The organism is Paenibacillus polysaccharolyticus (assembly GCF_900102085.1).
In the GTDB taxonomy this organism is placed as follows: domain Bacteria; phylum Bacillota; class Bacilli; order Paenibacillales; family Paenibacillaceae; genus Paenibacillus; species Paenibacillus polysaccharolyticus.
The window spans coordinates 441,047-467,133 of record NZ_FMVM01000001.1; the positions used below are offsets into that span (position 1 = coordinate 441,047).

The 26,087-nt window shown below is 47.3% G+C and carries 22 protein-coding genes; 9 read left to right on the forward strand and 13 right to left on the reverse strand.

Going from position 1 to position 26,087, the window contains the following annotated elements; translation table 11 throughout:
- Positions 1-27: 27 nt before the first annotated feature.
- The 6 genes from mmsB to BLQ13_RS01920 form a co-directional block, all read right to left on the reverse strand.
- Positions 28-1,191 carry a multiple monosaccharide ABC transporter permease gene (gene mmsB, locus BLQ13_RS01895; protein WP_090915387.1) on the reverse strand — a complete coding sequence of 388 codons (1,164 nt, stop codon included), beginning with the start codon at positions 1,189-1,191 and terminating at the stop codon, positions 28-30.
- Entirely contained in the window at positions 1,175-2,725 is a 1,551-nt protein-coding gene (mmsA, locus tag BLQ13_RS01900) for a multiple monosaccharide ABC transporter ATP-binding protein (RefSeq protein ID WP_090915390.1), read from the reverse strand. The genes mmsB and mmsA overlap by 17 nt, the downstream gene beginning before the upstream one ends.
- 88 nt (positions 2,726-2,813) lie before the next feature.
- Positions 2,814-3,899 (reverse strand): multiple monosaccharide ABC transporter substrate-binding protein, encoded by a 1,086-nt coding sequence (gene chvE, locus BLQ13_RS01905; protein ID WP_090915392.1) that lies wholly within the window; start codon positions 3,897-3,899, stop codon positions 2,814-2,816.
- A gap of 277 nt (positions 3,900-4,176) precedes the next feature.
- Positions 4,177-5,442: a response regulator gene (locus BLQ13_RS01910; protein ID WP_244159177.1), complete on the reverse strand. Its 1,266-nt coding sequence runs from the start codon at positions 5,440-5,442 to the stop codon at positions 4,177-4,179.
- Positions 5,443-5,450: 8 nt separating this feature from the next.
- Entirely contained in the window at positions 5,451-7,412 is a 1,962-nt protein-coding gene (locus BLQ13_RS01915; protein WP_090915396.1) for a cache domain-containing sensor histidine kinase, read from the reverse strand.
- Positions 7,393-8,406, reverse strand: coding sequence for a substrate-binding domain-containing protein (locus tag BLQ13_RS01920; RefSeq protein WP_090915399.1), 1,014 nt, complete (start codon positions 8,404-8,406; stop codon positions 7,393-7,395). The genes BLQ13_RS01915 and BLQ13_RS01920 overlap by 20 nt, the downstream gene beginning before the upstream one ends.
- 305 nt (positions 8,407-8,711) lie before the next feature.
- Between BLQ13_RS01920 and BLQ13_RS01925 the strand changes: the two genes are divergently transcribed.
- Positions 8,712-9,296, forward strand: a complete 585-nt coding sequence (locus tag BLQ13_RS01925; protein ID WP_090915401.1) for a LysE family translocator — start codon at positions 8,712-8,714, stop codon at positions 9,294-9,296.
- A 30-nt stretch (positions 9,297-9,326) separates the two neighbouring features.
- A complete protein-coding gene (locus BLQ13_RS01930; protein ID WP_090915404.1) occupies positions 9,327-10,106 on the forward strand; it encodes an AraC family transcriptional regulator in 780 nt (259 codons plus the stop codon).
- Positions 10,107-10,284: 178 nt separating this feature from the next.
- Here BLQ13_RS01930 and BLQ13_RS01935 read toward each other — a convergent pair whose 3' ends face one another.
- The gene (locus tag BLQ13_RS01935; protein ID WP_090915406.1) at positions 10,285-10,857 is read right to left on the reverse strand and encodes a hypothetical protein; all 573 of its coding nucleotides are present in this window, start codon (positions 10,855-10,857) and stop codon (positions 10,285-10,287) included.
- A 178-nt stretch (positions 10,858-11,035) separates the two neighbouring features.
- Between BLQ13_RS01935 and BLQ13_RS01940 the strand changes: the two genes are divergently transcribed.
- On the forward strand, positions 11,036-11,704 hold the full coding sequence (locus BLQ13_RS01940; protein WP_090915409.1) for a phosphatase PAP2 family protein: 669 nt from the start codon (positions 11,036-11,038) through the stop codon (positions 11,702-11,704).
- 85 nt (positions 11,705-11,789) lie between these two features.
- Here the strand turns inward: BLQ13_RS01940 and BLQ13_RS01945 are convergent, their stop codons facing one another.
- Positions 11,790-13,223 (reverse strand): glycoside hydrolase family 1 protein, encoded by a 1,434-nt coding sequence (locus tag BLQ13_RS01945; RefSeq protein WP_090915411.1) that lies wholly within the window; start codon positions 13,221-13,223, stop codon positions 11,790-11,792.
- Between the two features lie 143 nt (positions 13,224-13,366).
- On the opposite strand from BLQ13_RS01945, the gene BLQ13_RS01950 reads away from it, so the two are divergent.
- From BLQ13_RS01950 to BLQ13_RS01960, 3 genes are all read left to right on the forward strand, one after another.
- On the forward strand, positions 13,367-14,380 hold the full coding sequence (locus tag BLQ13_RS01950; protein ID WP_244159178.1) for a helix-turn-helix transcriptional regulator: 1,014 nt from the start codon (positions 13,367-13,369) through the stop codon (positions 14,378-14,380).
- Between the two features lie 67 nt (positions 14,381-14,447).
- A complete protein-coding gene (locus tag BLQ13_RS01955; protein ID WP_090915413.1) occupies positions 14,448-15,266 on the forward strand; it encodes a class I SAM-dependent methyltransferase in 819 nt (272 codons plus the stop codon).
- Positions 15,267-15,341: 75 nt separating this feature from the next.
- Positions 15,342-16,001, forward strand: coding sequence for a hypothetical protein (locus BLQ13_RS01960; protein WP_090915416.1), 660 nt, complete (start codon positions 15,342-15,344; stop codon positions 15,999-16,001).
- Between the two features lie 179 nt (positions 16,002-16,180).
- Here BLQ13_RS01960 and BLQ13_RS01965 read toward each other — a convergent pair whose 3' ends face one another.
- The 3 genes from BLQ13_RS01965 to BLQ13_RS01975 all read right to left on the reverse strand — a co-directional run bounded on the left by BLQ13_RS01965 (position 16,181) and on the right by BLQ13_RS01975 (position 19,929).
- Positions 16,181-16,975, reverse strand: coding sequence for a hypothetical protein (locus BLQ13_RS01965; protein WP_090915418.1), 795 nt, complete (start codon positions 16,973-16,975; stop codon positions 16,181-16,183).
- Between the two features lie 210 nt (positions 16,976-17,185).
- Complete coding sequence (locus tag BLQ13_RS01970) at positions 17,186-17,605, reverse strand: hypothetical protein (protein ID WP_186809599.1); 420 nt, start codon at positions 17,603-17,605, stop codon at positions 17,186-17,188.
- A 1,040-nt stretch (positions 17,606-18,645) separates the two neighbouring features.
- Positions 18,646-19,929: a transcriptional regulator gene (locus BLQ13_RS01975; protein ID WP_090915421.1), complete on the reverse strand. Its 1,284-nt coding sequence runs from the start codon at positions 19,927-19,929 to the stop codon at positions 18,646-18,648.
- A gap of 246 nt (positions 19,930-20,175) precedes the next feature.
- Here BLQ13_RS01975 and fabV point away from each other — a divergent pair, with 246 nt between their 5' ends.
- Positions 20,176-21,372 carry an enoyl-ACP reductase FabV gene (fabV, locus tag BLQ13_RS01980; protein ID WP_090915423.1) on the forward strand — a complete coding sequence of 399 codons (1,197 nt, stop codon included), beginning with the start codon at positions 20,176-20,178 and terminating at the stop codon, positions 21,370-21,372.
- 49 nt (positions 21,373-21,421) lie between these two features.
- On the opposite strand, the gene BLQ13_RS01985 is transcribed toward fabV, so the two are convergent.
- Positions 21,422-21,703, reverse strand: coding sequence for a hypothetical protein (locus BLQ13_RS01985; protein WP_090915425.1), 282 nt, complete (start codon positions 21,701-21,703; stop codon positions 21,422-21,424).
- Positions 21,704-22,150: 447 nt separating this feature from the next.
- Here BLQ13_RS01985 and BLQ13_RS01990 point away from each other — a divergent pair, with 447 nt between their 5' ends.
- Positions 22,151-23,797 carry an RNA polymerase sigma factor gene (locus BLQ13_RS01990; protein WP_167375615.1) on the forward strand — a complete coding sequence of 549 codons (1,647 nt, stop codon included), beginning with the start codon at positions 22,151-22,153 and terminating at the stop codon, positions 23,795-23,797.
- A 125-nt stretch (positions 23,798-23,922) separates the two neighbouring features.
- Here BLQ13_RS01990 and BLQ13_RS01995 read toward each other — a convergent pair whose 3' ends face one another.
- Positions 23,923-24,513, reverse strand: a complete 591-nt coding sequence (locus BLQ13_RS01995; protein ID WP_090915429.1) for a restriction endonuclease — start codon at positions 24,511-24,513, stop codon at positions 23,923-23,925.
- 239 nt (positions 24,514-24,752) lie between these two features.
- Between BLQ13_RS01995 and BLQ13_RS02000 the strand changes: the two genes are divergently transcribed.
- The gene (locus BLQ13_RS02000) at positions 24,753-26,036 is read left to right on the forward strand and encodes a PQQ-binding-like beta-propeller repeat protein (RefSeq protein ID WP_090915431.1); all 1,284 of its coding nucleotides are present in this window, start codon (positions 24,753-24,755) and stop codon (positions 26,034-26,036) included.
- Positions 26,037-26,087: the final 51 nt, after the last annotated feature.

The following is a 26,087-nucleotide window of genomic DNA, read 5'->3' on the forward strand; positions in this document are numbered from 1 at the left end:
GGGTCCTTTCTTTAGCTCTCACTACTCTTAAGCAGCTCGTTTATTTTTGTTATAGATATCAAATGCCACTGCCAGCAGCAACACCAATCCTTTGATTCCTTGCTGCCAGTCAATACCCAGGCCGATCAGGGACATCCCGTTGTTCAGCACACCCATAACCAGACCACCGATGATTGCACCGAATACGGTACCGATTCCGCCCGAAGCTGACGCTCCGCCGATGAAGCAGGCTGCAATGGCATCCAGCTCAAAGTTCGTACCCGCTCTTGGCGTAGCCGCATTCAGACGTGCGGCGAAGATCAGACCCGATACAGCCGCAAGTGTACCCATGTTTACGAACACCCAGAACGTTACTTTTTTCGTTTTAACGCCAGACAGTCCTGCAGCCTTCTCATTGCCGCCGAGTGCGTACACATGACGTCCCATCACGGTACGATTCATGACAAAGGAATACACCACGATCAGAACAAACAGAAGCACCAGAATGTTCGGAATACCCGCATAACTTGCCAGTACAAACGTGAAGAGGTTCGTTACCGCTGCCACTACAATCAGCTTAAGCAGGAACAGCCCTTGCGATACCACCTCAAAGCCATACTTGCGCTGGGAAGCACGTTCCCGCAGTTCATTCACAATGTACCAAATCGTGAGCGCAATCCCCACAATAATGGACACCAGACCCATGCCTGAGAATTGTACATCCGGCAGGAAACCGGAGCTGATCTTTTGAAATCCGGCAGGGAAAGGGGATATCGACTGCCCTTCCAGTACAATCATCGTCAGACCACGGAAGAGCAACATGCCGGCAAGCGTAACAATGAAGGCGGGAATCCGCACATACGCAATCCAGAAGCCCTGCCATGCACCAATGAGTGCACCGACCAGCAGGGAAGCAATGACTGCGAGCCAAGCTGGCAACTGCCAATCCACCATCATAATGGCGGCTACAGCACCGACAAAGGCCGCAATGGAACCGACGGACAAGTCGATATGCCCTGTGATAATGACCAGCACCATACCAATGGCCAGGACTAGAATGTAGCTATTTTGCAAAATCAGGTTTGTAATATTAATTGGTTTGAGCAACAGCCCACTAGTTAACACCTCAAATAGAAGCATAATGACAACAAGGGCAATGATCATGCCATATTGACGTATATTATTTTTGAACAGTTTAGTTACCGTTTCCATGCTTACCGCCTCCAGACTTGGTCATATATCTCATCAGTGTTTCCTGCGATGCCTGCTCCCTGCTGACTTCACCCGTAATTCGTCCGGCATTCATCACATAGATCCGGTCACACAAACCCAGCACTTCCGGCAGCTCCGATGAAATCACCAGCACACCCTTACCTTCGGCAGCAAGCCGGTGGATAATCGTATAAATTTCAAACTTGGCACCCACGTCGATCCCGCGTGTCGGCTCATCCAGAATGAGAATATCCGGCCCGGCAAAAATCCATTTGCTCAGTACCACCTTCTGCTGGTTACCTCCGCTCAGATTCCCGGTTTTCTGCAGGATATTAGGAGCCTTGATGTTCATGCTTTTCTTCATCTCTTCCGCAACCAGCACTTCCTCCTGCTCGTTCACAACGGCATTACGGGTCAGTTTACCAAGTCCGGTGAGGGAAATATTGCGTTTGATATCATCCATCAAAATAAGGCCATATTCCTTGCGATCCTCCGTCACATAAGCAAAACCATTCTGAATCGCCTCGGTCACACTGTTATTCTGAATCGGCTTGCCATCCTTGATCAGCTGCCCCGAGATGTTACGGCCATATGATTTGCCGAAAATACTCATTGCAAGCTCTGTACGTCCTGCGCCCATCAGTCCCGCGATCCCTACGATCTCGCCGCGTCTGATGTTCATGTTGATCTGATCCAGCACCTTGCGCTCGGCCTGATGCTCGTGGTACACCGTCCAGTCTTTCACTTCCAGCACCACGTCACCAATGGTGGCATGACGTTCAGGGTAGCGGCTCGTCAGGTCCCGTCCAACCATGCCGCTGATGATGCGATCCTCGGTGACGTTATCCTTTTTCATATCGAGCGTTTCAATCGTCTTGCCATCCCTCAGGATCGTCACCGCATCCGAGACCTTGGACACCTCGTTCAGCTTGTGAGAGATGAGGATACAGGCGATGCCCTGCTTTTTGAATTCCAGCATCAGTTGCAGCAGATTTTCACTGTCGTCTTCATTCAACGCTGCCGTAGGCTCATCCAGAATAAGCAGACGTACTTTTTTGGAGAGCGCTTTCGCAATTTCAACCAGTTGCTGCTTACCTACCCCGATGCTGGATACCAGCGTGTTCGGGTTTTCATTCAGACCTACTTTGCCAAGTAGTTCACGTGTCCCGATAAAGGTTTCCTTCCAATTCACGATGCCTCTGCTTGCACGCTCATTGCCCAGATATATATTTTCCGCAATGGAGAGATACGGGATCAGCGCGAGCTCCTGATGAATAATGACAATGCCCAGATCCTCGCTCTGTTTGATATCTTTGAACTCACACGTCTTACCGCGGAACAAAATGTCCCCTTCATAGCTTCCATGCGGGTATACTCCGCTAAGCACCTTCATCAGCGTAGACTTGCCTGCGCCATTCTCGCCGCAGATGGAATGAATCTCGCCTTCCCGAATTTTCAGGTTGACGTTCTCCAGCGCTTTGACGCCCGGAAACGTTTTGGTAATGTTCTTCATTTCAAGAATAATGTCCGTCATGGCATGTGCTCCTTTCCTTGGATGATGCATTATGGCACACCGATCTTTTGCAACGTATTTATGAGCGCCCTACCTATTTCATCACACTTTACGGTAGGCCTATTTCTTCTTTGGTGTAATACTTGCTGCCTACAATATCTTTTTCCACATTGGTACGATCTACAGAGATCGGGTCGAGCAGATACGCAGGAACAACCATTAATCCGTTGTTATATGACTTTGTGTCATTCACCTCTGCTTGTTTTCCTTGCAAAATGCTGTTAGCCATCTCCACTGTTTTCTCGGCGAGCTTACGTGTGTCCTTGAAGACCGTCTGCGTCTGTTCTCCAGCCACAATGGACTTGATGGATGCCAGTTCCGCATCCTGCCCCGTAATAACCGGAAGCGGTTTGTTCGGCTTGCCGTAGCCAATGCCCTTCAGAGATGAGATAATCCCGATACTGATTCCGTCATACGGAGATAATACCGCATCCAGATTATCGCCTGAATAGTAAGCACTCAGCAGGTTATCCATCCTTGATTGGGCCAAAGCCCCGTCCCAGCGCAGTGTGGCAATTTGCGCCATCGTCATCTGTTTGCTTCGGACGACCAGTTTGCCAGAGTCAATATACGGTTTGAGCACCGACATCGCACCGTCGAAGAAAAAGTATGCATTGTTATCATCCGGTGATCCACCAAACAACTCAATGTTAAACGGCCCCTTGCCATCCTTAAGCCCCAGCTTCTGTTCAATATAGGAGGCTTGTAGCACCCCGACTTTAAAGTTGTCAAATGTAGCATAGTAAGTCAGATATGGCGTGTTACGAATAAGTCGGTCATACGAGATGACCTGAATGCCTTCGTCATGTGCCTTCTTGATGACATCGGTCAGCGTATTTCCGTCTACAGATGCAATGACCATGACATCAACACCTTTGGTAATCATGTTCTCAATCTGGGAGATTTGATTCTCAACCACGTCTTCGGCGTACTGAAGATCTGTTTTGTAACCTTGCTCCTGAAACAGACGAACCATATTCTCTCCGTCGCCCACCCAGCGTTCCGATGATTTGGTAGGCATGGATATGCCGACATATCCTTTCTCCTTGCTTCCCACATCACTTTCAGCCAGATTACAGGCTGAGAGCATGACGGACATTACCAGAAGCCAGATGAGTATTACTCCTTTTTTCATATGAAGTTCCCCTTTCCTCACGTCATCGCGTTCGGTATGATTCGTAAGATAACGCTTACAACACACGGAGTATCTTGCAGTTGCTTATTGTTCCTCTCTGCATCCCATGGTAGCATTTCGCAGCGAGCAAGGTCTTTGCAGGTTTTGAACCTTTTTTATAAAAATTTAACTTTTGATGGAAAAGGGCAAACGAAAAACCCACCACAGGTGGTTAACCTTTAAAGGTGGGTTTGTTTGTAGCCTATTGATATCCATACTTCCGATGAAGCTTCGAAATCTACACAGAACCTGCGCTGGAACTGTCTGTTCCGCCATTTTTACGATATTGGGCAGGCGAGATACCCATCGTTTTTTTGAACGCTGTGCTGAAATAGTGCTGTGTATCATACCCTACGCGTTCAGCGATGGTATGGATCGGGAGTGACGTGGAGTCCAGTAGCTGTGCGGCTTTACGAATACGGGCATGAGTGACAAGAGTAACGAACGAGTCGTTTAACTCTTTTTTCAACACACGACTGAGATATACTGCCGACACCTGCAAACGGGATGCCAGTGATTCCAGCGTCAACTCCCGTTCTGCGTACTCCTCCTGAATCAGCTGCCTTGCTCTGCGAACGAGCGGAGAGAGCTTCACTTCTTCGTATACCTGTTCACGGCAATGCCGATACGTACCCGGCACCTCTTCCAGCGTCCCCCTATGAGGTTCAACATGGGCATGAACAGCGATGTTCAGGCAAGCACTAATCTGCTGCTCCAGCAGGAGTGCAATCTCCTCAGGGGTCTCCTGCCACAGGCAGATCCCGATAACACTACTAGCATCACGAAAGAGCACGTGCGGATGATCTCCGAGCAGTTCTGCTATGATATTTTCCATGGCATACAGAAACAGCTGACGATCATTCTCCCTCAGTATGGTCTGACGCGCCTCGGCAGCAGGCCAACGCACCACTCCAACTTGTACAGGCGATACAGACGGCAGATGTAGAAAAGCAAGTTGCTCCATCAGACTATTACCATCTACCTGTCCTTTCATCCACTCCTGACAAAATCGCTGACGAAGGAGCGGAATATTGCGTTCAATCTGCTCTGCCGCCTGTCTGACATAGGCTGTCCGCTGATGCTCCTCATCCAGACGCTGACGTAACCGCTCCAGTGCAGCTCTCAATTGGTCTGCTTGTACAGGCTTCAGGATGTAATCCTCCACCCCGAGACGAACCGCTTCTTGCGCATAAGCGAATTCATCGTGCCCCGATATGATCAGATACCGAACCCCGGGGCACTGTTCCTGTAAAGCACGAATCAGTTCAATCCCATTCAGGAACGGCATATTCATATCGACCAGCACGACATGTACATTCAACTCAACTGCCCGTTCGAGCGCTTCTTCACCGTCCTCGGCTTCACCGACAACCTCCATGCCAAGTGTAGCCCAATCCATAGCCTCGCGGATTCCTTCTCGAATAATCGGTTCATCGTCGGCAATCAGCACTCGATACAGGTTATCCGTTGCATTGACATTGACAGGTTGCACTGTATAGTCCACGACCCTCTTCACTCCTTCTCTCGTCGATCTTGATTATCTCGGGGCTCAACCCGGGAAGGTATTGTTACAGGCATTTCCCGCATCAGTGGATGAACAATCGTAACGCGGGTTCCCTCACCCTGCCTGCTGTCCAGCCAAATCCCATAGTCACTGCCAAATGATAATCTTAATCGTGCCTGTACATTCAGCATCCCGTAACTTTTACCCGTCCACTCCGGTGAAGTCGATTCCAGACTCTCCATCGGCATATCCAGCAGCTGCAGCATCTCCGCCAGTCGTTCTTCGCTCATTCCGGCTCCGTCGTCCTTAATTGTCAGATGTAGCCGCCCCTGCTCCACATTCCCTTCTATGACAATGTGGCCTGGGCCTCGTCTGCCCTTGATCCCATGGTATATCGCATTTTCTACCAAAGGCTGGAGTAACAGCTTCAGCACATACAAGTTGTGCAATTCTTCCGGGACATGGATGGTGTACCCAAGACGATCCCGATATCTGGTCTGCTGAATCTGCAGATAACTGCTGATATGTTCCAGCTCAGAGTGTAGGGGAATATAATCCTGTCCCTTGCTGAGTCCGATTCGAAACAAACGGGACAGTGCCCCAACCATATTAGACACACCGTCAGCGCCTTCTTTTCGAGCCATCCAGTGAATCGTATCCAGCGTATTATATAAAAAATGAGGCTTGATATGCTCTTGTAAACTGCGCATCTCTGCATCCCGTTTCTGCCGTTCCCTCAGTTCATTCAGCGTAATCAGCTGACGAATCTGGCTCAGCATTCGGTTAAAACTATTTCCCAGCATACCGATCTCATCGGCACGATCACTCCACCGGCCTGCGTTGAGATTGCCCGTTTCGGCTCTGCGCATATAAGACATCAACCGGAAGATCGGCTGCGCAATGGAGCGGGAAAACCACAAAGATGCACTCAGACCAAACAAACACACGACAAAGACAAAACTAACCACATAAAACTGAATCTGTCGCACCTCGGAGATCGACTCTTTGGTTGGAAACACCCCCACCGTTCTCCAGCCCGTAAAGGTAGATGACTGATACATGAATAATAACGCTTCGCCATCCACATCTTTCGTAAACGTTCCGCCCTCTCCCGAAGCAAACCAGCTCGCCGGAATATGTTCAATGAGCGGATGTTCGGGTCTGTATACACTTTGTCCTTCGGCATCCGTGACCATGACATAACCGGATTTGCCAAGGGTTACATTACGAGCCGCCTGTGAAACGGACCTCAGCTTGAGGTCAATTAGTACAGCCCCCTTCACGAGCCCGGTCGTTTCATCCGTGACAGAGCGGGCGACCGATACAATCTCATCATCCTTATACCGGACATGGGTGGTCATGTTGCGCTCTCGCGGCTGACCCAGTACCGTGAAAATCCCTGGTTGCATTGCAGCCTTCCGATACCACTCTTCCTCGGTCAGACGTTGCTCCGTTCGAGGATACATCTCATTGCTTATATAGTCACCGTTGCCGTTCACAAGCACGATGCCCGCAATTTCCGGGTACAATGTGGTGAATCCTTGCAAAGTCTGTTTGATGCCATACAAACGGTTCTGTTCAGATTCCGTATACGCTTGGCTGGCTTGTCTTTCGACGCGTTCATGTTCACGTGTGTTCCCGTCTCCACCGATCTTCTCGTCCATGAAAGCATTGACGTCTGGTTCGAATGCAATCAGGTAGGTCATATTTTGCAAATTCTCCATCTTGGTATTCAACGCTTCATTGACCTTGCCAATCAGCTGCATCGTATGTCCCTCTACCTGTCGCTCCACGACTCGTTCTACCGTCCAATTCACGAGCAGACCCAAACCGACGGACGGCACGATGGCAAAAAGCAGAAATAACAGCATCAATTGGTATCGTAATGGCATGTTACGCAGACGCAGGCGGCGTACACCGTTCACAAGCTCAGAGCGCCATGTTCTCTGTTTATTTGGCATAATAATCATCCACATTTGAACGTGTCACGACCGAGATCCCCGTATCTACCGTTACAGGCAGCGGTGCATTTTCCCCTGAAGGCGAAGGCGCAGGCACGGTCAAGTGATGGTGCAGATGGAACAGATATTGGAGTGACCAGTACCCCATGTTCCAGGTCCCTTGTGCAATCGTAGCCGATATCGTACCATTTTGGATCAGATCAAGTGTCGCTTTATTTGTGTCAAACGAGATGATGCGTAGCTTCTGGCCATTGCCCGGATCTGTATTTTGCACTGCTTCTCCAGCTCCGGCGCCTCCCGTTGCCTCGGTGACAAATATACCCGCCAGCTTCGGATGTGCCTTCATCATCCGGATCGTTTCATCCCGGGATTTCAACGTATCTCCATGTCCATCCGCAATTTCGACGACCTGCATATTGGGGTATCGCTGCTGAATCGTTTCGCGGAATCCGTTGGTGCGTTCCTCATGATTCTGCTGTCCCGGCAACGTTAATACAGCGACTTCTCCTTCACGACCGAGTAGCTCGGCCATTTTATCCGCTGCCGTTACGCCTGCCTTGTAATTATCCGTCCCCAAAAAAGAATACGCCTGACTCCCCGGTGCATCGGCATCGAACAGGATTACAGGAATATCCGCTTCTACAGCTTTATTGATCGCTGGAATTAACGATTTTGGATCAATTGCGGATATAGCAATGCCTGCAGGTTTGCGCGCAATGGCCTGTTCAATCACCGTGATCTGCTCTTTGGCATCATACCGTGTAGCCCCGCGATATTCGACGGTCACGCCCAGCGCATCCGCGGCATCCTCAAAACCTTTCAGCGGACTCTTCCAATATTCCAGTCCGGACTGAAACGTAATCATCATGTACGTCTCACCCAGATCACCGCGAAGTCCGCGGTTTTCCCACGAGCTGTTTACCTGACTGGTATATTCAAATCTCAATACATACAATGCAAACGCCGCAATCAGCACAATATAGATCAGCAGCATTTTTTTCATTTTTGTTCACTTCCTCAAGTGGTCTATGTCAGTCTGTACATCCTCACTCCGTTATCGATTGTAAACGCAATCATTCAAAAAGGGAACCTCTCTATATAAGTTGACTAAAGATTTACACAGTGCACTCCGTTAACGTGTAAATAAAATACGCACAACTTTTATAGAGAGCGTAATGATTAGGGGAACCACGCCTAATGATCTCAAGCTCCGCTACGCAATAATGTACTATAGCTCTGGTCTGCTCCGCCGTATGATTACAACAATGAACGTGAAATTTGAATCTATCATCGAAGAAGGAGCTTAACATGAATATACTAACCTTTTTAATCTACTGTATCGTTGTCACTTTCACACCCGGCCCCAGCAATATTGTCATTCTCTCCTCCACGCAAAAAGTAGGCGCACGCCGCACCATGCCTTATGTCTGGGGAGCTACCTTAGCTTTCGGTCTGTTGCTGACCGCGTCTGCTTTGTTAAATCAGCTTCTCGCTGACATCTTGCCAGGCATCTTGCAAGTCATGCAGATCATCGGCGGCATTTACATGCTATACCTCGCTTATCAGGTCTATCGAATGGGCTCTACTGAAGCCGCTCCCCAGGCTATATTAGGCTTTTGGAACGGTGTAATGATGCAATTCGTGAATCCCAAGGTTGTGCTGTTTACCTTCACCGTCATTCCAGCTTATGTACTTCCTTACGTCGCTGCAGAATCATGGTCTGCGTTCTTCTATGTTATGCTGATTACGTGTATTGGTTTTCTGGCTTACTCCAGCTGGGTGGTGTTCGGCACGATCTTTCGATCCTTGCTGAATCGTTACCAGCGAACATGTAGTATGCTGATGGCTCTTTTTTTGATATACTCAGCCATTATTGTATCAGGTGTGATCTAACGACTTATTTCATCTGAGGAGGTGTGCGGTATGGAACAGTTTAGCTACAAAAGATCAGAAGACGTGCTGGCTCTATCCGCCAGCTTCACCGATTTCACCTATAAAAAGCATTGCCATGAGGAATATGCCGTAGGTGTAACGCTGCGCGGCATTCAGCAATATCATCTGGAAGGTCACTATCAGGCCTCACATCCGAACGGCGTCATGCTGTTTAACCGCGAGCAATTACATGATGGAAGTTCCTATGATAAAGAGGGTATTGATTATGTGATGCTTTACCTGAAGGCTGAATTAGTTGAAGAAATTATGGGTAGAAAGGAACTTCGCTTCTCCACTCCCATCGTCTATGATCCAAAGCTTGCCCGAAGCATTCTCATGCTGAACGATGCCGTGCAGCACAGACAGGACGAAGCCGAGTGTAGCACCCGGTTGTTTGAACTCGTGCATATGCTCGCTCAGGAGGAACAGCCTGCAAGGCTCTGGAAACCTCAGGACAGTCTTGTTCGCAAAGCAAAAGAGATTATGTTTTGCAGCACCGCAGACGTGCTGAAACTGGAAGATCTATCAGCTGAATTCGGCCTGTCGAAGTTTCAGTTTATCCGTGAATTCAAAGCCCATACTGGCTTTTCACCCTATCAATTTTTCCTGAACTGCAAGGTCGAACATGCCCGTCAATCGCTTGAGAAACATAGAGACATCTATACCGCCGTGGCTGACTGCGGCTTTGTCGATCTGACCCATCTGAACAGACATTTCAAGCGAGTATTCGGTGTGACCGCGCATGATTATATGGTACAGCTCCAGCGTTAATATAGAGTTACAGCACTCGGACCGTATGCTCATCACCCACCGGAATCAAAAACACAGCTGAAAAATCAACATCCCCTTACGGAGTGTATATAGGTCCATAAGGGGATGTTTGGTCAGGTAAATTCCACTGCACGCTGCGTTCACTGCAGCTCTTGTCCTTCATATGGCCGCTCTCATATTATGCTCTCCGCTGTTTCTTTCTCCACAGCGAGCCACCTACCAGCGCAAGTATGACAACTGCACCCCCAGCATATAGCGAAATCATCCACGGATTGCTATATCCACTGCTGCTGTCCGTGAAATCATCAGAGCTTACAGGAGTGCCTTTGCCCAACATATTAATTGCTTCTCCAGCCTGTTCAATCTGAAGATTACCGCTACATAGGCTGCTGTATAATTTGCCATCCTTATCATCCTGATTAGCAAAAATAAGATAAGACTGATCTTTTGCCAATGTTATTCCACAGGCACCTTCGCCCATATTATTAATCAATATGGTTGTCTTTTTTGTATCTACGCCTTTCCAGGTCGTGTCTACATCCAGCGTATATTTCTTATATTCCCTACTACTGATTATGGAGTCGCCTCCGATCTCGACTACTTTCCCCGTAAATACAGCGCTATACGTTTCCAACTTCTCCTTAACACTGGATTCGACACAACTGCACGCGTATGCCCGCTCCCCTGGCCAAACCATCACATTTGCTACAAAAAACAACAGAACTAAAACGGCCGCCCCCACTCTCCTCATCCTTACATTCTCCCCCTTTGAATTATCTTGAAGCCCCTCTTATCTTACTAACGTCTCCATTTTCGTTTTTGTTTGTTTTATTGTAGAATGTTAACACTATGTTTCGAGCGAACAATACTTTCGTTCAACAACGATAACTATAATCAAAAACATCATGGATGACGGAGGAACTTAACATTTGAAGCCCAATTTGACGAAAAAAATCTCCATTCCGCTGCTCGTTGCAGCGTTATGCCTGTCCGCTTTTATCAGCATTGCGCTGTCCATTAGCGATAACCAGATTCATCGCTTTGATGCTGTACTCATCGACTTGATCCAAGGCATGGAGTCGCCTGGCATGACTCAATTTATGCAATTTTTCACCTGGATCGGCAGCGAACTTCAGGTCGTTGTCATTACGGTCATTGTCATGCTGATCCTCTATGTTTTCCTACGCCACAAACGCGAACTGCTCTTTCTTGCCATCGTGCTTGCAGGCTCTACGCTATTGAATGCCGTGATCAAGCTGCTGTTTCAACGAGCTCGCCCAACTATTAACCGCATTATCGAAGTAAGCGGGTACAGCTTCCCCAGCGGACATTCCATGGCGGCGTTCAGCCTTTATGGTGGACTTGCCTTTCTGATCTGGAAGCATATCCCGACCTTTACCGGGCGTGTATGTATGATTGCAGCCAGTGCTGCCTTTATCCTGATGATCGGCATTAGCCGGATTTATCTGGGCGTACATTATCCTAGTGACGTCGTTGGCGGTTACTTTCTGAGCGGGTGCTGGTTATTCACCTGTATCTGGTTCTACAGACGTCATTTGCAGCGGCTGTCTGAATTACAAGCCAGAAGCTTCGCCTAGTCGCATGTTACATGCTTCATCGCTAAAAACCCCAACGACCGAAAGATCGTTGGGGGTTTGTTATCTTTTGATTACAGCTGTTGAATTACAACTTCTCTCCATTAGAAGCAATTACATCTTTGTACCAGTAGAAGCTTTTCTTCGGTGTACGGCTCAAGTCACCGTTGCCATCATTATCTTTGTTGACATGAATGAAACCATAACGTTTCTTCATCTCACCAGTCGATGCACTTACAAGGTCAATACAGCCCCACATCGTATAGGCAATGAGATCAACGCCGTCTGCAACTGCTTCTTTCATCTGCTCAATGTGACCTTTCAGATAATCAATCCGGTAGTCATCCTGAATGGAGCCGTCTTCTTCAATTACATCAACCGCACCCAGACCATTTTCCACAACCATTAATGGCACCTGATAACGATCATAGAGGTGGTTCAGCGTATAGCGTAGTCCTTTCGGATCGATCTGCCAGCCCCAATCGGAGGCCTCAAGATATGGGTTTTTGATACCACCCAGTAGATTTCCTTCCGCTCGATCCAGCGATGCATCCGCACTTTCCACGAGAGACATGTAATAACTGAAGGAATAGAAATCTACACAGCCTTCGCGCAGCGTCTGCTCATCTTCCGGTTGCATTTGAATTTCAATGCCTTCTTCTGCGAAGAAACGTTTTGCGAATCCTGGGTATGCTCCCCGAACCTGTACATCGCCACAGATCATGTTGGACAGTTGATCTTTCTTCTGCGCAAGCAAAATATCGTCAGGATTACACGTGTTCGGATACGTTGTCATGAAAGCAACCATACAGCCGATTTTGAAATCCGGGTTGATCTGGTGTCCCAGCTTCACCGCTTTGGCACTGGCCACGAATTGATGATGCAGCGCTTGGAACCGAGTCTGTGGCTGATCTACGCCGTCCGTCAATGTTTCTTTACCTTCAAACAACAATCCACCTGCCATATATGCACCAAGCGGCATTGTCAGACAGTTAATTTCGTTAAAGGTTAGCCAGTATTTCACCTGGTTCTTATAACGATTGAAGAGGGTTGTACAATAACGGATGTAAAACTCGATCACTTCACGAGAAGCCCAGCCGTTATATTTTTGTGTCAGGCCAAACGGTGTCTCGTAGTGGGAGATCGTCACCAATGGCTCGATATTGTGTTTTTTCAACTCGGCAAAGACGTTATCATAGAACTTCAAACCCTCTTCGTTTGGCTCCAGATCGTCACCGTTCGGGTAGATGCGAGACCAGTTGATCGACATGCGGAACATTTTGAAACCCATCTCGGCCATCATCGCAATGTCTTCTTTATAATGTCCATAAAAATCAACCGCTTCATGGCTCGGATAATACGTGCCCTCTTCAAGAACAGGTGTAATTCGGCGCGGCGTGGTATGCGTTCCGCCTGTCATCATATCCGATGTGCTTGGCCCTTTGCCGTCCTTATTCCATCCGCCTTCAAATTGATTGGCAGCCGTTGCGCCGCCCCAAAAGAATCCGTCTTTCATTTTCATGATGCGTTTCCTCCTCTAAATGTTGACGGCTACTAGAGCACGTCTGTGATCTTCAATCCACTGAAATACGCTGAGAACTATAACGTTATAGTCCAAGTGTAGCACCCATACCCTGACAAGGGTTGTCATGATATAATTTGGTTATGGAACATAACCGATTATTCCGAATGTTGTTGCTGTTGCTGGAAAAAAAGAAAACAACCGCCCCGGAGCTTGCGCGCCTGTTCGAAATCTCGGTTCGCACCGTTTACCGGGACATTGACCGTCTGAGTGCGGCAGGCATCCCCGTCTATACAACAACGGGCAAGCACGGCGGCATTCATCTGATGGATCACTATGTCATGGACAAGTCGCTGCTGAGCGAGGATGAACAGAATGAAATTTTGCTGGGCTTGTACAGCGTCAGCGCCATTCCTCATCTGAACAGCGCCCGGATGCTGGGCAGGTTAACGACCCTATTTGATCATAAACTGGACTGGATTGAATTTGAGTATTCTCCGTGGGGCAGTATTCCCGAGCAAGAGATGCACCTGTTTAATCAGGTGAAACAGGCGATATTCGCAAGTCAGTTGCTCGCATTTCACTATATCGATTCCAATGGAGAAGCGAGTGAGGAGACGGCGTTGCCGGTGAAGCTTATTTTTAAAAACAATACATGGTACTTCAAGGGTTTAAAACAAGCCCCCCCTGTGACATCCGATTCGCCCGACACCTTCGTCACGTACAAAATCAAACGGATCACGAAACTTCGCTTTGTGCCCGGCGCATATGAGCATACTCGGCCATCGACAGGGGAGGGAGATAGAGTCAAAGAAGAACCTTATAACGGAGAAAACCAAGACATCAAGATACAGTCTAACCAGCCGTCTGAGAAACAGACTCTGATCGAACTTCTGTTTGAACAAACGATCGCTTATCGTGTTTACGATCTGCTGGATCCCGCCATTATTCAGCAAGAAGCGGATGGGAAACTAAGGGTTTCTATTCCAATTGATGAGGGTGAACAGCTTTATTCATTCTTACTCTCCTTTGGCTCAAAAATAAAGGTGATCTCACCTTTGACGGTGCGCAAAGAGTTACTTCGCAGACATCAAGAGGCCGTCGCGCTTTTACTGGAAGATGATGGGCACAAAACCGAGGATGATGGTACAATATAGTATGCATCTATACCATTTCATTTTAAATTAGGATCGACAGGAATTTAGCGATGTTGGGAGGACATACATGAATCAGCAGATCAGATACAATAACGTAGAACGCTTTAAAGGATTTGGCACACTGTATGATCAAAACAGACCCGCTGCTCCCCGCGAAGTCGTCGATATTTTGACTCATTATCTGGGCAAAAGGCCACGCTTCGTGGCTGATGTCGGTTGTGGTACAGGTTTATCCACCTGGATCTGGCTGGATTATGCCGAGCGAGTAATCGGCGTGGAACCTAGCGAGGATATGCGCTCCGTTGGCATTGCGAAATGGGAAGCTGCAGGCAAACCGGATCAACTTCGCTTTGCGGCGGGAATGTCTCATGACCTCGGCCTTCCTGATGATAGTGTAGATATTTTGACCTGCTCCCAGTCGTTTCACTGGATGGAGCCGGAATCCACCTTACGCGAGTTCGCACGGGTACTGCGTCCAGGCGGTATTTTTGCTGCCTACGACTGTGACTGGCCGCCTGTATTAGACTGGCAACTTGAAGTAGCATACCGGCAACTGGTGAGTACAGCGGATGAACTCGCCTCACGTCTATCGAGTACAGAGCAACAAGCATATAAATGGAGCAAAGAAGGCCATTTACAGCAGATCCAGCAATCCGGGCTGTTCCGTTACAGCCGGGAAATTATGTTCCATCATCAGGAGCCATTCACAGCTGAGCGTTATGCCAACCTGGCTCTTAGCCAAGGCGGACTCCAGACAGCTTTGAAGCTGGGCGCCACAGAATTGAATGACATGGCGGACGATTTCAGACGCCGGGCAGAGCTTGTTTTTGACGGAAAATCAAAAGAAGTGCTGTTCTCCTATCGCATGCGAATCGGTATCGTTTAAAATAAAAGCATACGAGGATATAAGAATAAGAATATAAAAATATAAGATTATGAATCTTGAAGGGTTGTGACCACTTTGATTAACAAAGAGGTGCTGGAACAAGATCGACTTTTCATCAAAAGCTGGCTGGACGCATATTTCGATTCTCCTCACCGCGATATTCTAATGTCTCATCCGGCCAAAATGGAAGAAGAGGACTATGGCGTGCCTTCGGATATGCAGGATGGTGAGGTTGATGAAGAAGAATGGGTTCGCTGGAAAATGCTAGACTCGAAGGTTACGGTAGATCAGATCAACGAATTAGTTGCTAGTTATGTTAAGTCTGGTTCGGATACGCATAGCTCTTCTTTCTCTCTGCCGCCGCTCTATACGGCCTATCTAAGTAGCCGATATGTTCTGAATGTGTATCTTCGCTATGAAGGATTTACGATCGAATTACCGAATCTACCTTCTGACTACCCCCTGCGGGAATTACGAAACCTCTGGTCATCATCGGAATTACTGGTTAAGGCGGGATATATTCCATTTGCCTCCTATGAAGATCATGCGGGGCCTGTCTGTTGGGATTCGAGTAAACCAAATGATGACAATGATTATGCTGTCGTGTGGTTCGATCACGATATATTAACAGAAGAGGGACAGCCCAGCCGGGAGCAGCTTGAACACTACGCACAGCCTCTTTTTCACTCTTTCCGGGAAATGCTGATGCGCTCTTCTTCAAGCACTCGTTCTTAATTTAATTGTAGGGATATAAATAAAGAGCGCCGTTCCCGTTCATCGTCCGCTTTGACTTGGGGAGGGCGCTCGAATATTATAACTTTAATTTCCTGAAATGAACCGCGAGAATGCTACAGTTCCATTTTGTACAGCTTTTTTAAAGTGATGCTAAGGATAAGCAGATCAAGATGAGAATATTAAGACGAGAAAAGATGATTCAACTGTTGTTCCTGCACTTGAAGAGCAAGGGCCACTTTGGAAGGGTCCTGCGGCGAATAAAATACGTTAATGATATGTCCCTGCTGAACCTGTGACATAGCAGAGGGCAGGATTTCTTTTTGCGTAATCACCTCAAAGGTTTCACCATTTGGCTTCGTAATACTAAGTTTAAGCTGTAACTTGATGTTGCCATTCTGTCCACTTCCCATAGGGGTAACGTCCAGAATTTTAGCCAATCCCTTCTCTCCTGTACGTGCGATATCTACCATTTCCGGTGCTATACCTTGTTGCATCATCTTTTCATTCAACAGTTGCTGCATATGCTCTTGCGACACGGTTCCATGCTGATCCAGCCCGACTTTGCGCTCATCTTTCTCGGAAACGACAATCGGAATGATAGCTCCCGGCTGAAACTGAGACAGCGAAGTCAGAGGAACAATGGTTCTTAATTCTGTATCATATGTTTCCCGGCCTTGACGAGACACCTTCAGCATCATTTTCACTTCCGGCTGCTCATTAATATAGGTACCCGTCTGCTGAATGCTTTGGATCACACCCACTGCCGGCAATCCTGATTTGATCTTGCGCTGACCCAAACTTGTACCGAATATAGACGAAATGACCAGTAAGCCAATTCCTCCAAAAAGTATCGGTTTAAACCACCACGCCTGCATGACCATAAACGGATCATCCCACAGCCACTGAGCTATGAACGGGGAAAATCCTGTCCCAAATACCATCAGTAAGCCAATTACTCTAAAAAAACGACTCATCTCTATCACCCTATCTATCTAATTTATGCTGTATAAATCTTTTTACTTTTTACTATTTGATATCTTTTGTTATATCTTTTGTTATATCTTTTGTTATATCTTCGGTGCGTATGTTTCCTTTGCGTTGTTATCTGTAACACGCAAACTAATAATTCAATTTTTTTCCTATATTCGGAATAGTCGCATGAATATCTATCGCTATGAATCCACCTAAACCGAAAGAAGTCCCATATAGATCAGTTCAGAAGGATTCGCCGGATGCTGTCCCAAACCGACACGATCACCCACACGCGGAATCTGCAGCTTGGATACAAGTGTTTCCATTGTGCGTTGATACGTGTGACCACCCGTTTCAGTAACTTCAAGTACAAGCACCACAATGGGATCAAAATTAATTAATTTTCCCGTATCCGTTACACTGATCACGGTTCCAGTTGCTGTCAGAGGCAACGATCCGCTTGCAGCGAGTTGTGCCTGCTTAGCCGAGTCCAAACTCTGGTTGATGGCATCCCGATGTTCCTTTGGTACAAACCCTTTCATCATCATGCCCGTAAGCCCTTTGTTCATTACGCGATCCGCTTTGGCAACCGCATCTTCCTGTTTGTTTTTACGTGTAAACCATCCCATCATATCGAACACCTCATTTGTTTTTTATTGGGTATGATTAATTATAAACACAACATAGCCCGTATGAATACCGATCTGGACACATACAAAAGAACCGAAGAAATGTCCTGCTAGAGACGGCTTTCCATCAATTTATTTGTAGCTATGCTTGCTTTTTCCCAATAAAAACGTTGTTCTAACCGACTCAATGAGGAGTAAGCCATTTATTTTTGTGAATTTGTCCGTTACTTGGCTCTGATTACAGTTACTCAGAGTAGTCAAATTCCTATTTTTAGACGAATGCACACTCGGCACCTTAGCTCTATTAAAGATGCTTATCTAGCAAACAATGCACACTCATGATGCACTTACAGCGTACAACTCCATTTAAGACACGCTTATAGCAAACATTCAGCAATAAAGACAAAATTACAGCATACATCTACCATCTACCGCACAAAATTCACACACTTATATCTTCAAGATTTAAAATATTCTACTGAGAAGTTGAAGCTTTGCAACCCAATTATTTATTCTAACGATCTCAGATAAGCTTATTTGAGCAAAATAGGCCTTTCTGAAATTGTAACGATCACCAGAGAGCTTATTTCACTGAAAAACAAAGAAAAAGTCCAATTTGGCACTGATTTTCCTAAAATAAGCTCCACTGTGATCGTTAGGATACCAAACGCCTGAAATTCGCAGAAATAGCGTCGCTGGTGATCGTTAGAAAATAAACCTCCTTGTATTGTCCTATCCTGGCTTGTCTTAATCTACTCTACTCTTAATTCACCTTTTGCTTGTCCTGTCTCATTGCCTTACCTTACCCTGCTACAATCTATATCCCTTTACATTACTGCATCTAGCCAAGCGGTCCGATCCTTACGATACACAATACGTTCCAGACCTACTCTATCTGTTCTATCTTATCCTTCTACTTCCTAATTTCCCTTAACCGATCACCTTATGCCTGCACTGCTTTCCCTTCTTCCAAACTTCAATCGATTTACCTTACCTTACCTTACCTTACCTTACCTGCCCCAACCGGCCTTAAAACTTAACCTTTACTTCGTTCTCCGAAGCAAATACACCAGCTTGCGATAATAACCTGCCGCCTCTTTGTACCGCCGCTGATCCTCACTCACCACAGCCAATCCTTCATATAGGGATTCTAGGCGTAGCGGTTGCTGCACAGACTCAAAATACGACAGACAAGCCAGGGCTTGAGTTATAAAGGTGTCCTGTTCTCCGTGTGCGAGCGCCAGCTGACTTTGATAAAAAATCGCGTTCATTCGCTGATCCTCTGTGACAGCACAACTTAACAGTTGATCCACACTTTGCGCCAGCATGCCCCAGCTTTTCCTAGCGGAGGCAACCTCACAGCGATACACCAAAAGCAACGGCTTCATCGCCTGCTGCGTCTCATTCGTTTCTCCCTGAAGCAAGCTTTCAAAACGCTCAATCTCAGCCTGTGCCTGATCTAATTCCCCTGACATCGTCAACATGACAATTCGATTGTTCGCAATGGCCGTTACCAAGTCTCCCTGATTTCCGGCGTAAACCAGATTCGCCTCAGCCATCGACAATGCGGACAAAGCTTCCTGCAACAGTCCCATCGTAAAGCAATACCCGCTGTATGCCACATACAGACCAGACAAACGATGAAACAACCGCTGGTCATACACATGTTTCATCGTCTGCTCAAATGTGCGCTTCGCATCCTCATACTGCCGGGTATGAATGTATGCCTCTATCTGGATATTTTGGATCGACAGCCATAGCTCGCTTCCTGGCTCCGTCAGGGCGCTCAGTCTTGTCACATGAGTGAGCACGTCCACATACGCCTGCTTGGATCGGTAATATTGGATTTTGTAAAATAACAAAGCCTTCGTAAGCGGCCTAGGTAGCTGTATGTCATCCGGGCGGCCATACTTCTCCAAATAAAAATTCAGATACGATATATGTATATATTCATGCGCAGCGGCGTCATTTAACTGCTGGTAATACACTGCCTTCATTAGAGCAGTCGTCAGTTCCACCGTAAGCGAATCATCCCGATCATCCAGAGCATGTACCGTTTCCTCCGGGATCGCCGAGGCTGGAACCGACATCTGTACAAAGATCGCTTCTGCTCTCGCAAGTGTCTGTTCATCCTGCACTGCTGTTCGCAAAAGATAGGAGGAGCTTACACCCAAGCGCTCAGCAATACTCTCGGCCAAATCTTCGGGCAGTGGATAACGCTCTGCCAGGATGTTTGCAAAATGCGCCTGCGTAACCAGACCTTCTACGAGGTCCTTACGTGAGATTTGTTTTCGTTTGCTCAAAAACTCGATCCGTTCTTTCAGCATAACAGGTCTATCCTTTCATTATGACAGTCTACTCTTTCTCTATAGCGAGTCTATCATCTCATCATCCCAAAATGAAAGCCGAATTGCCACCCCCGTGCTATCCTTCCAGTAAAATTGACAAAACGGTTTCCGTTTCGAACGTAATTGTTTTACAATAGGGAGGATGTAAACGTACAATGTACGAAAAAAGCATAATGAATCGATCCAATGTTACACATGAATTGAACACGAAAGGGTGCCACAACAATGATTATTAAACCAAGAACACGTGGTTTTATTTGTACAACTTCTCATCCTGTCGGCTGTGCGGCACAAGTGCAGGAGCAGATTAATTATGTAAAATCCAAGCCAGAGATTCAAGGCCCCCGCAATGTGCTCGTCATTGGCGCGTCCACAGGTTACGGACTGGCTTCGCGCATCGTCTCCGCTTTTGGAGCAGGCGCTAATACAATTGGTATTTACCGTCCCTCCAGCTCTACGGATAAACGAACAGCTTCTGCTGGATGGTATAACTCTGCGGCATTTGAGAAGGCTGCGGATGCCGCAGGTCTTAAATCCTACAGCATCACCGGCGATGCTTTTGCCAATGAAACCCGTGATAAAGCTGTTGAACTGATTCGCAGCGAATTGGGTCAAGTGGATCTGGTCGTATACAGCGTTGCTTCGGCCCGCCGTACCGATCCAAATACAGGTGAAGTGTCCAACTCCGTGCTGAAGCCGATCGGACAAGCGTACACCAACAAAACCGTCAATTTCCATACAGGCGAGATCACTTCAGTGACTCTCGAAACAGCGACAGAAGAAGAGATTCGTCAGACGGTTAACGTTATGGGCGGAGAAGACTGGGAACTGTGGATGGATGCACTGAAGCAAGGCGGCGTACTCGCTGACAATGCAACAACGATTGCCTTCTCTTACATCGGACCTGAGCTGACGCAAGCCATTTATCGTGAAGGCTCAATCGGTCAAGCGAAAGATCATCTGGAAGCAACGGCGCGCAAAATGCATGAGCAACTGAGCGCAAAAGGCGGACGTGCCTACGTTACCGTAGCCAAAGCACTGGTTACACAGTCCAGCTCGGCTATTCCAGTTGTGCCACTATATATTTCCGCATTGTACAAAGTGATGAAGGAAAAAGGACTGCATGAAGGATGCATCGAACAGTTGCAACGTCTGTTTGCGGATCGTCTGTACGCTGGCGGTGAAGTGCCAACAGATGAGCAAGGACGCATTCGGATCGATGATTGGGAGATGAGAGCAGACGTACAGGAGGAAGTGGCGAAGATCTGGAACGATCTTACGAGCGAGAATATCTATGACCTGTCCGATCTTGAAGGTTACCGCCGCGAGTTCTTCCAGCTGTTTGGTTTCGAAACCGATGGCGTCGATTATGAGGCCGATGTGGATCCAAACGTGGAAGTACTTCATCTCGTTCAGTCATAAGTTTAATGTATATTGCATCCAAGGAGGAGATTCCATGCTTCTCCTTTTTTTATTTCCATACGTCTCCGTACGTCTCCTTACATCCACGCACACATTCATCACCTTTTCCTGACCTACTCGCTCCGAAGATAAAATAAAAAGAAGCACCACCATCCTGGATGATTTGCTTCTTGTGTTTGACCTTTTGCAATTTTTCGTGCTTGGTTGGTGTCAAGCGAACATGTTGCGATAATGCGCCATAATTTCCATTCACTCTGCGGCTTTGCTCTGGGGTCCATTGTCCGGACCGCTCTGCTTTGCGTAGTGCCTTTTGTGTCTGTGTACGTGCCATAATGATGAACACACTCCTTCAGTTGAACTACGTTCAATATATCATGTGTAACGTTGCAAGTGAAGGTGCAACCAGCCCAAACTCATATATATCCGTATACAATCGAGACCACTCCTCGTTAACTAAGGAACGAAGGAGTATTCCAAGTACTCAAAGAAAAACTTGGGCTCCTGCTCCTAGTTTGTAACCTCCCATAGTTGAACGTAAAAGAAGTATCTTTATATACTAAAAGTGAGGCCTTTACATCTAAAGTAATCTTAAACTTGATTAACAAAAAGCCATAACGTCTCTTTAACCATTAAAGTGACCTACTTATGATATTTGTGATTTCATATGTATGAGTGATCCGATAGGACGTTAAACTTTCAAAAAAATAATCCCAACCTTTATTTCTGCTGGCACACTATATAATTGTCAGGAATTACAGATGCAAATATGGAGGAAAAAATGGATTCATTTAGTAAAAACGAAAAAGAAGCCACGGAAGCAATTCGGGGCTATGTCAAACCGATTTTCGGTTTTGCGTTAAACCGGGTCAAGCACCGGGCCGAGGCGGAGGATCTGGCTCAGGAGATTATGCTGCAGTTGTTGAAATCCTTCTCTGGGGTGCGAGACATTAGAAGCCTTGACGCTTACGTCTGGACGGTTGCTCGATACACTTGGGTGAATTGGTTGAAAAAGCGCGAGCACGCTCCCCAAGCGATTGAAATCAACGGTATGTCTGAATTGTCTGCCGCCCCTTCCCGGGAGCCGCTTGACCGGCTACTGGCAACCGAAGCTTCACGGGAGCTGCGCCGAGAAGTCGCGTTTCTGTCCGACATCCATCGCCGGATCGTGGTCATGCACTACTACGATGAGCTTAAAATCGGCGATATCGCGATTGCTCTGAACATTCCTGAAGGCACGGTGAAGTGGCATTTGAGCGAGGCTAAAAAGAAGTTACGGAAAGGGATGAAACGTATGCGTACAACAGGAACTTTAAGTGTCAATCCGGTCAGCATGGGGGAAATGGGCCATTCGGGTTCGGCCGGCAGACTGGGCGAAACCAACGATTTTCTTGGACGCGCCTTGGCGCAAAATATTGTTTATGCGGCTTATCACAAGGCGCGTACTGTACATCAAATCGCGGAGGAACTGGGAATGCCGCCGTCTTTGTTGGAAGGCGAAGTACGGCACCTGGCTGATTACAATTTTCTCATCCAAACCTCTCCCGGCAAATACCAAAGCAATACCATCGTCTGGGACCTCTTCGAGTTGGCCGTAGCCGGTCATGCATTTTGGCAAGATTGCGCTGCCGAAGTGGCTGATGTTCATTTTGACGCGTTAATGGAAGTTCGCCGTCAAGTCGAGGATAGCGGAGTGTACGTTCCGGACGGCGACTATAACTTCCTGCTCTGGACCTTGCTGCCCAAAAACATCGAGGAGCAATCCTGGCGGAGCATGCCAGCGGGCGAAAACTTCGATGCGGTCGCACCAATGCGAAAAGACGGAGGTCAATATATTGCCTATGCGGCGTTAGATCGAAGCCACTATCCCGATCCGGGTTTTGATATGGGTAGTTACGTCACCTTCGGTCCGTCGCTCCGCTACGTCGAAGACACTCCTTTATACTTATGGCAATTCAATACTTACTGGAGCGATCGCGAGATCGATTGGCGTTTCCTGGAATACCGGAATGTCGAGATTTGTCATGCGTTCCAACAAGGGGAACTACCCGACAACGAAGAGAACGCCGAGCAGTATTCGTTCCTGCTGGAGAAAGGATACATCCGCAAGACGAAGGAGGGGTACAAGTTCAATGCGGTTTGGTTTGACTCTCCGCAAACGTTGGATCGTTTGAACAAGGCAATGCCGGATTTGTCCGCTCTGTATGCGCCTGCTGTCGGCAAGCTCTATGACAAAATGCTCAACCTGTTCCTGCAAAATCAGCCGAAACATTTGGAGCCGCAGCTTGCTTACATGGTGAGAGGCAACACCGGCGGAGGCCGGCTGGTCGCTTATATTTTGAAGCATTTGATCGATAACGGGAAGTTGAAACCGCCGTTGCCGCACCAGCAGAAGACGATTTCAACCTGGATGGGACCAGTCAAGTAAGTCGCTTCGGAATTGTATACGAAGAACGTATGAAAATGATTGAAAACTACCCATGATGCATGTGCGTCATGGGTAGTTTTCAATCGCAATTATATATGCCGGATTTCTCCTTTACCTTACTGACATCAGGATCGCTTGCGCCGAGACTGCCACGTCTCAATGGGTTCGTGGTCATGCTCTTCGATCAGTTCCATCGCTTCGTCCAGCCTGCGCGACTTAAACAGGGCAATCAGCTCGATCAAGTCCTCGCGATCCAGCAGTTTTACCTCATTCACCGCAGCCAGCGTGCGGCAAGCCTCCGTGTACCGGGCAGAAGTCAGTACAATGGATCGATCCGCCTCATAATAACGAATGGAGGTATAAATCTCTTGCACCGCGCTAAGACCAACAGGATGATTGGCACCGTAGCGTTTGGCCTGTACCACCGTGCGTCTGCCCAGCCTATCCACAAACACGAGGTCTGCACCGAAATCCCGGCTGCTCGTCGTTTTGTGAACCTCTTCATAACCGAGGCGCTCGAACAGATTGTAGAGATATAATTCAAACTCTGATCCATCCTCCATTTTATCGATATCCTTTATCGTGATTTTCTGGGGATTCGCCTCACTTCGTATGCGTTGCCCACGATAAATGATCCGCCGAGTCATCCAGGTTAACAGCAACAACAGGACAATGCCTGCGATAACCCATAAGATGATGTTTTCACTCCAATTCATGCCGCTTCTCCTCGTCATCGTTACTTCGTATTTCTCTTGTCACAGCCCTAAATATATCAAACTTTAAAGGTCTTCTAAAGAAGATGAATTCCCTGTAACTGTTTCACCTCTTTTAACATTGCATTATCACATCCGTGGTGTAAAAAGGTTACAGCGTGTTCGGTTGAATTACACTAGAAATCAATGGTAGAATTCTACAATCGGTGTTATTTTACCGAAGACGAAAGGTGGTTTATCACTTGCATACTACTTATACGAATCGCAAACGCAAATCCACAACTTGGGCCGTTCTTTTGCTCAGTGGCATGCTGCTCTTGAACATGAATACAACTACAGGATACGCGGCGGCGTCCACAGAATCCTTGTCTAAACCGGCATGGACCTCCTCCTCCCTCATGTTAAATGAGGCTAATACGGAGAAAGACGTCATGATCAAGAACATTTACGCTGTACCTGCTAAAAATCTGGTATATGTACACACTTCTCAGCCCGTAACCAAAACCAGTAGCAAAACAACGCTGGACTGGCAGCTCGATTCACTTCAAGCACTGGATGCCAAAACAGGACAGCTCAAGTGGAGCACTATTTTCCATGAGAAAAGTGGCCCTTATACAACCTACTCCAACTCTGTATATGCAAGCAACGGTACGGCCTACGTGTATATGGAGTATTCGGATAAAAGCAAGAAATTATATTCGTTTAATACGTCCGGCAAGACCAACTGGGTGAAAACCGTGAATTCGTCAGCAAACATCTCGCTCATGGATAACGATAATCTACTGGTCGCTACAAGTCAGGGCGTACAATCCAATGGCTCTGTGCGTTCTACCCTTTCTCTTTATGACCAAAAAGGTAAGCTGTTGACCGAAAAAACAATTGCAGGCACTGTACTCAAAGCAGCTAAGGGCAGGATTGTTGTCGATGCGAGCAAACAGGTCAAGTCGGGAAACTTCTGGCAACCGGTTGCCAATCCGAAAGTTGAAATCTATGACACCTCATTAAACCGTCTGTCCTTCTATCAATTCCCGGCTGAGGCCAATACACAAGGAGATGGCGGCGGTGAAGCTCTGGCGATTCTGGATGATGGTTCCGTCCTGATGCGTGCCAACTTCGAAACCACCGGCAATCGCTTGATGGGATTTGGTTCGGATGGCAAGCTTGCATGGGGGCGTGCAATCGCCGGAGATGCGTATATTCAAACAGCGGGTAATGGGTACACCGTGCTCACTGGCTCAAAGCTTGAGTTATACACGATGAAAGGCAAAGTGACGGAGCGTATGTTCAAGGATGCTCAGCCTGTGCTCATGCATGTGGACCGAACACAAGACGGGCAATACCAGCTTGATTTTGCTAAAACAGGATATATTCTGAACCCACAGACATTGGAAGACGTGCATGTGTACATCGTTAGCACTGCTGTTCCTTCATTAGAAAGTATCTCCACTTATATGAATGAAGTGATCTATTCGATGAAGGGTGAAGCTCTTTCTAAGTATGCACTCAAGTCGTCGTCGGCTAAATAATGAATGTTGCTCTTACCTGACATAGCTTTAGTCAAGAAAAAGCCGGAACAG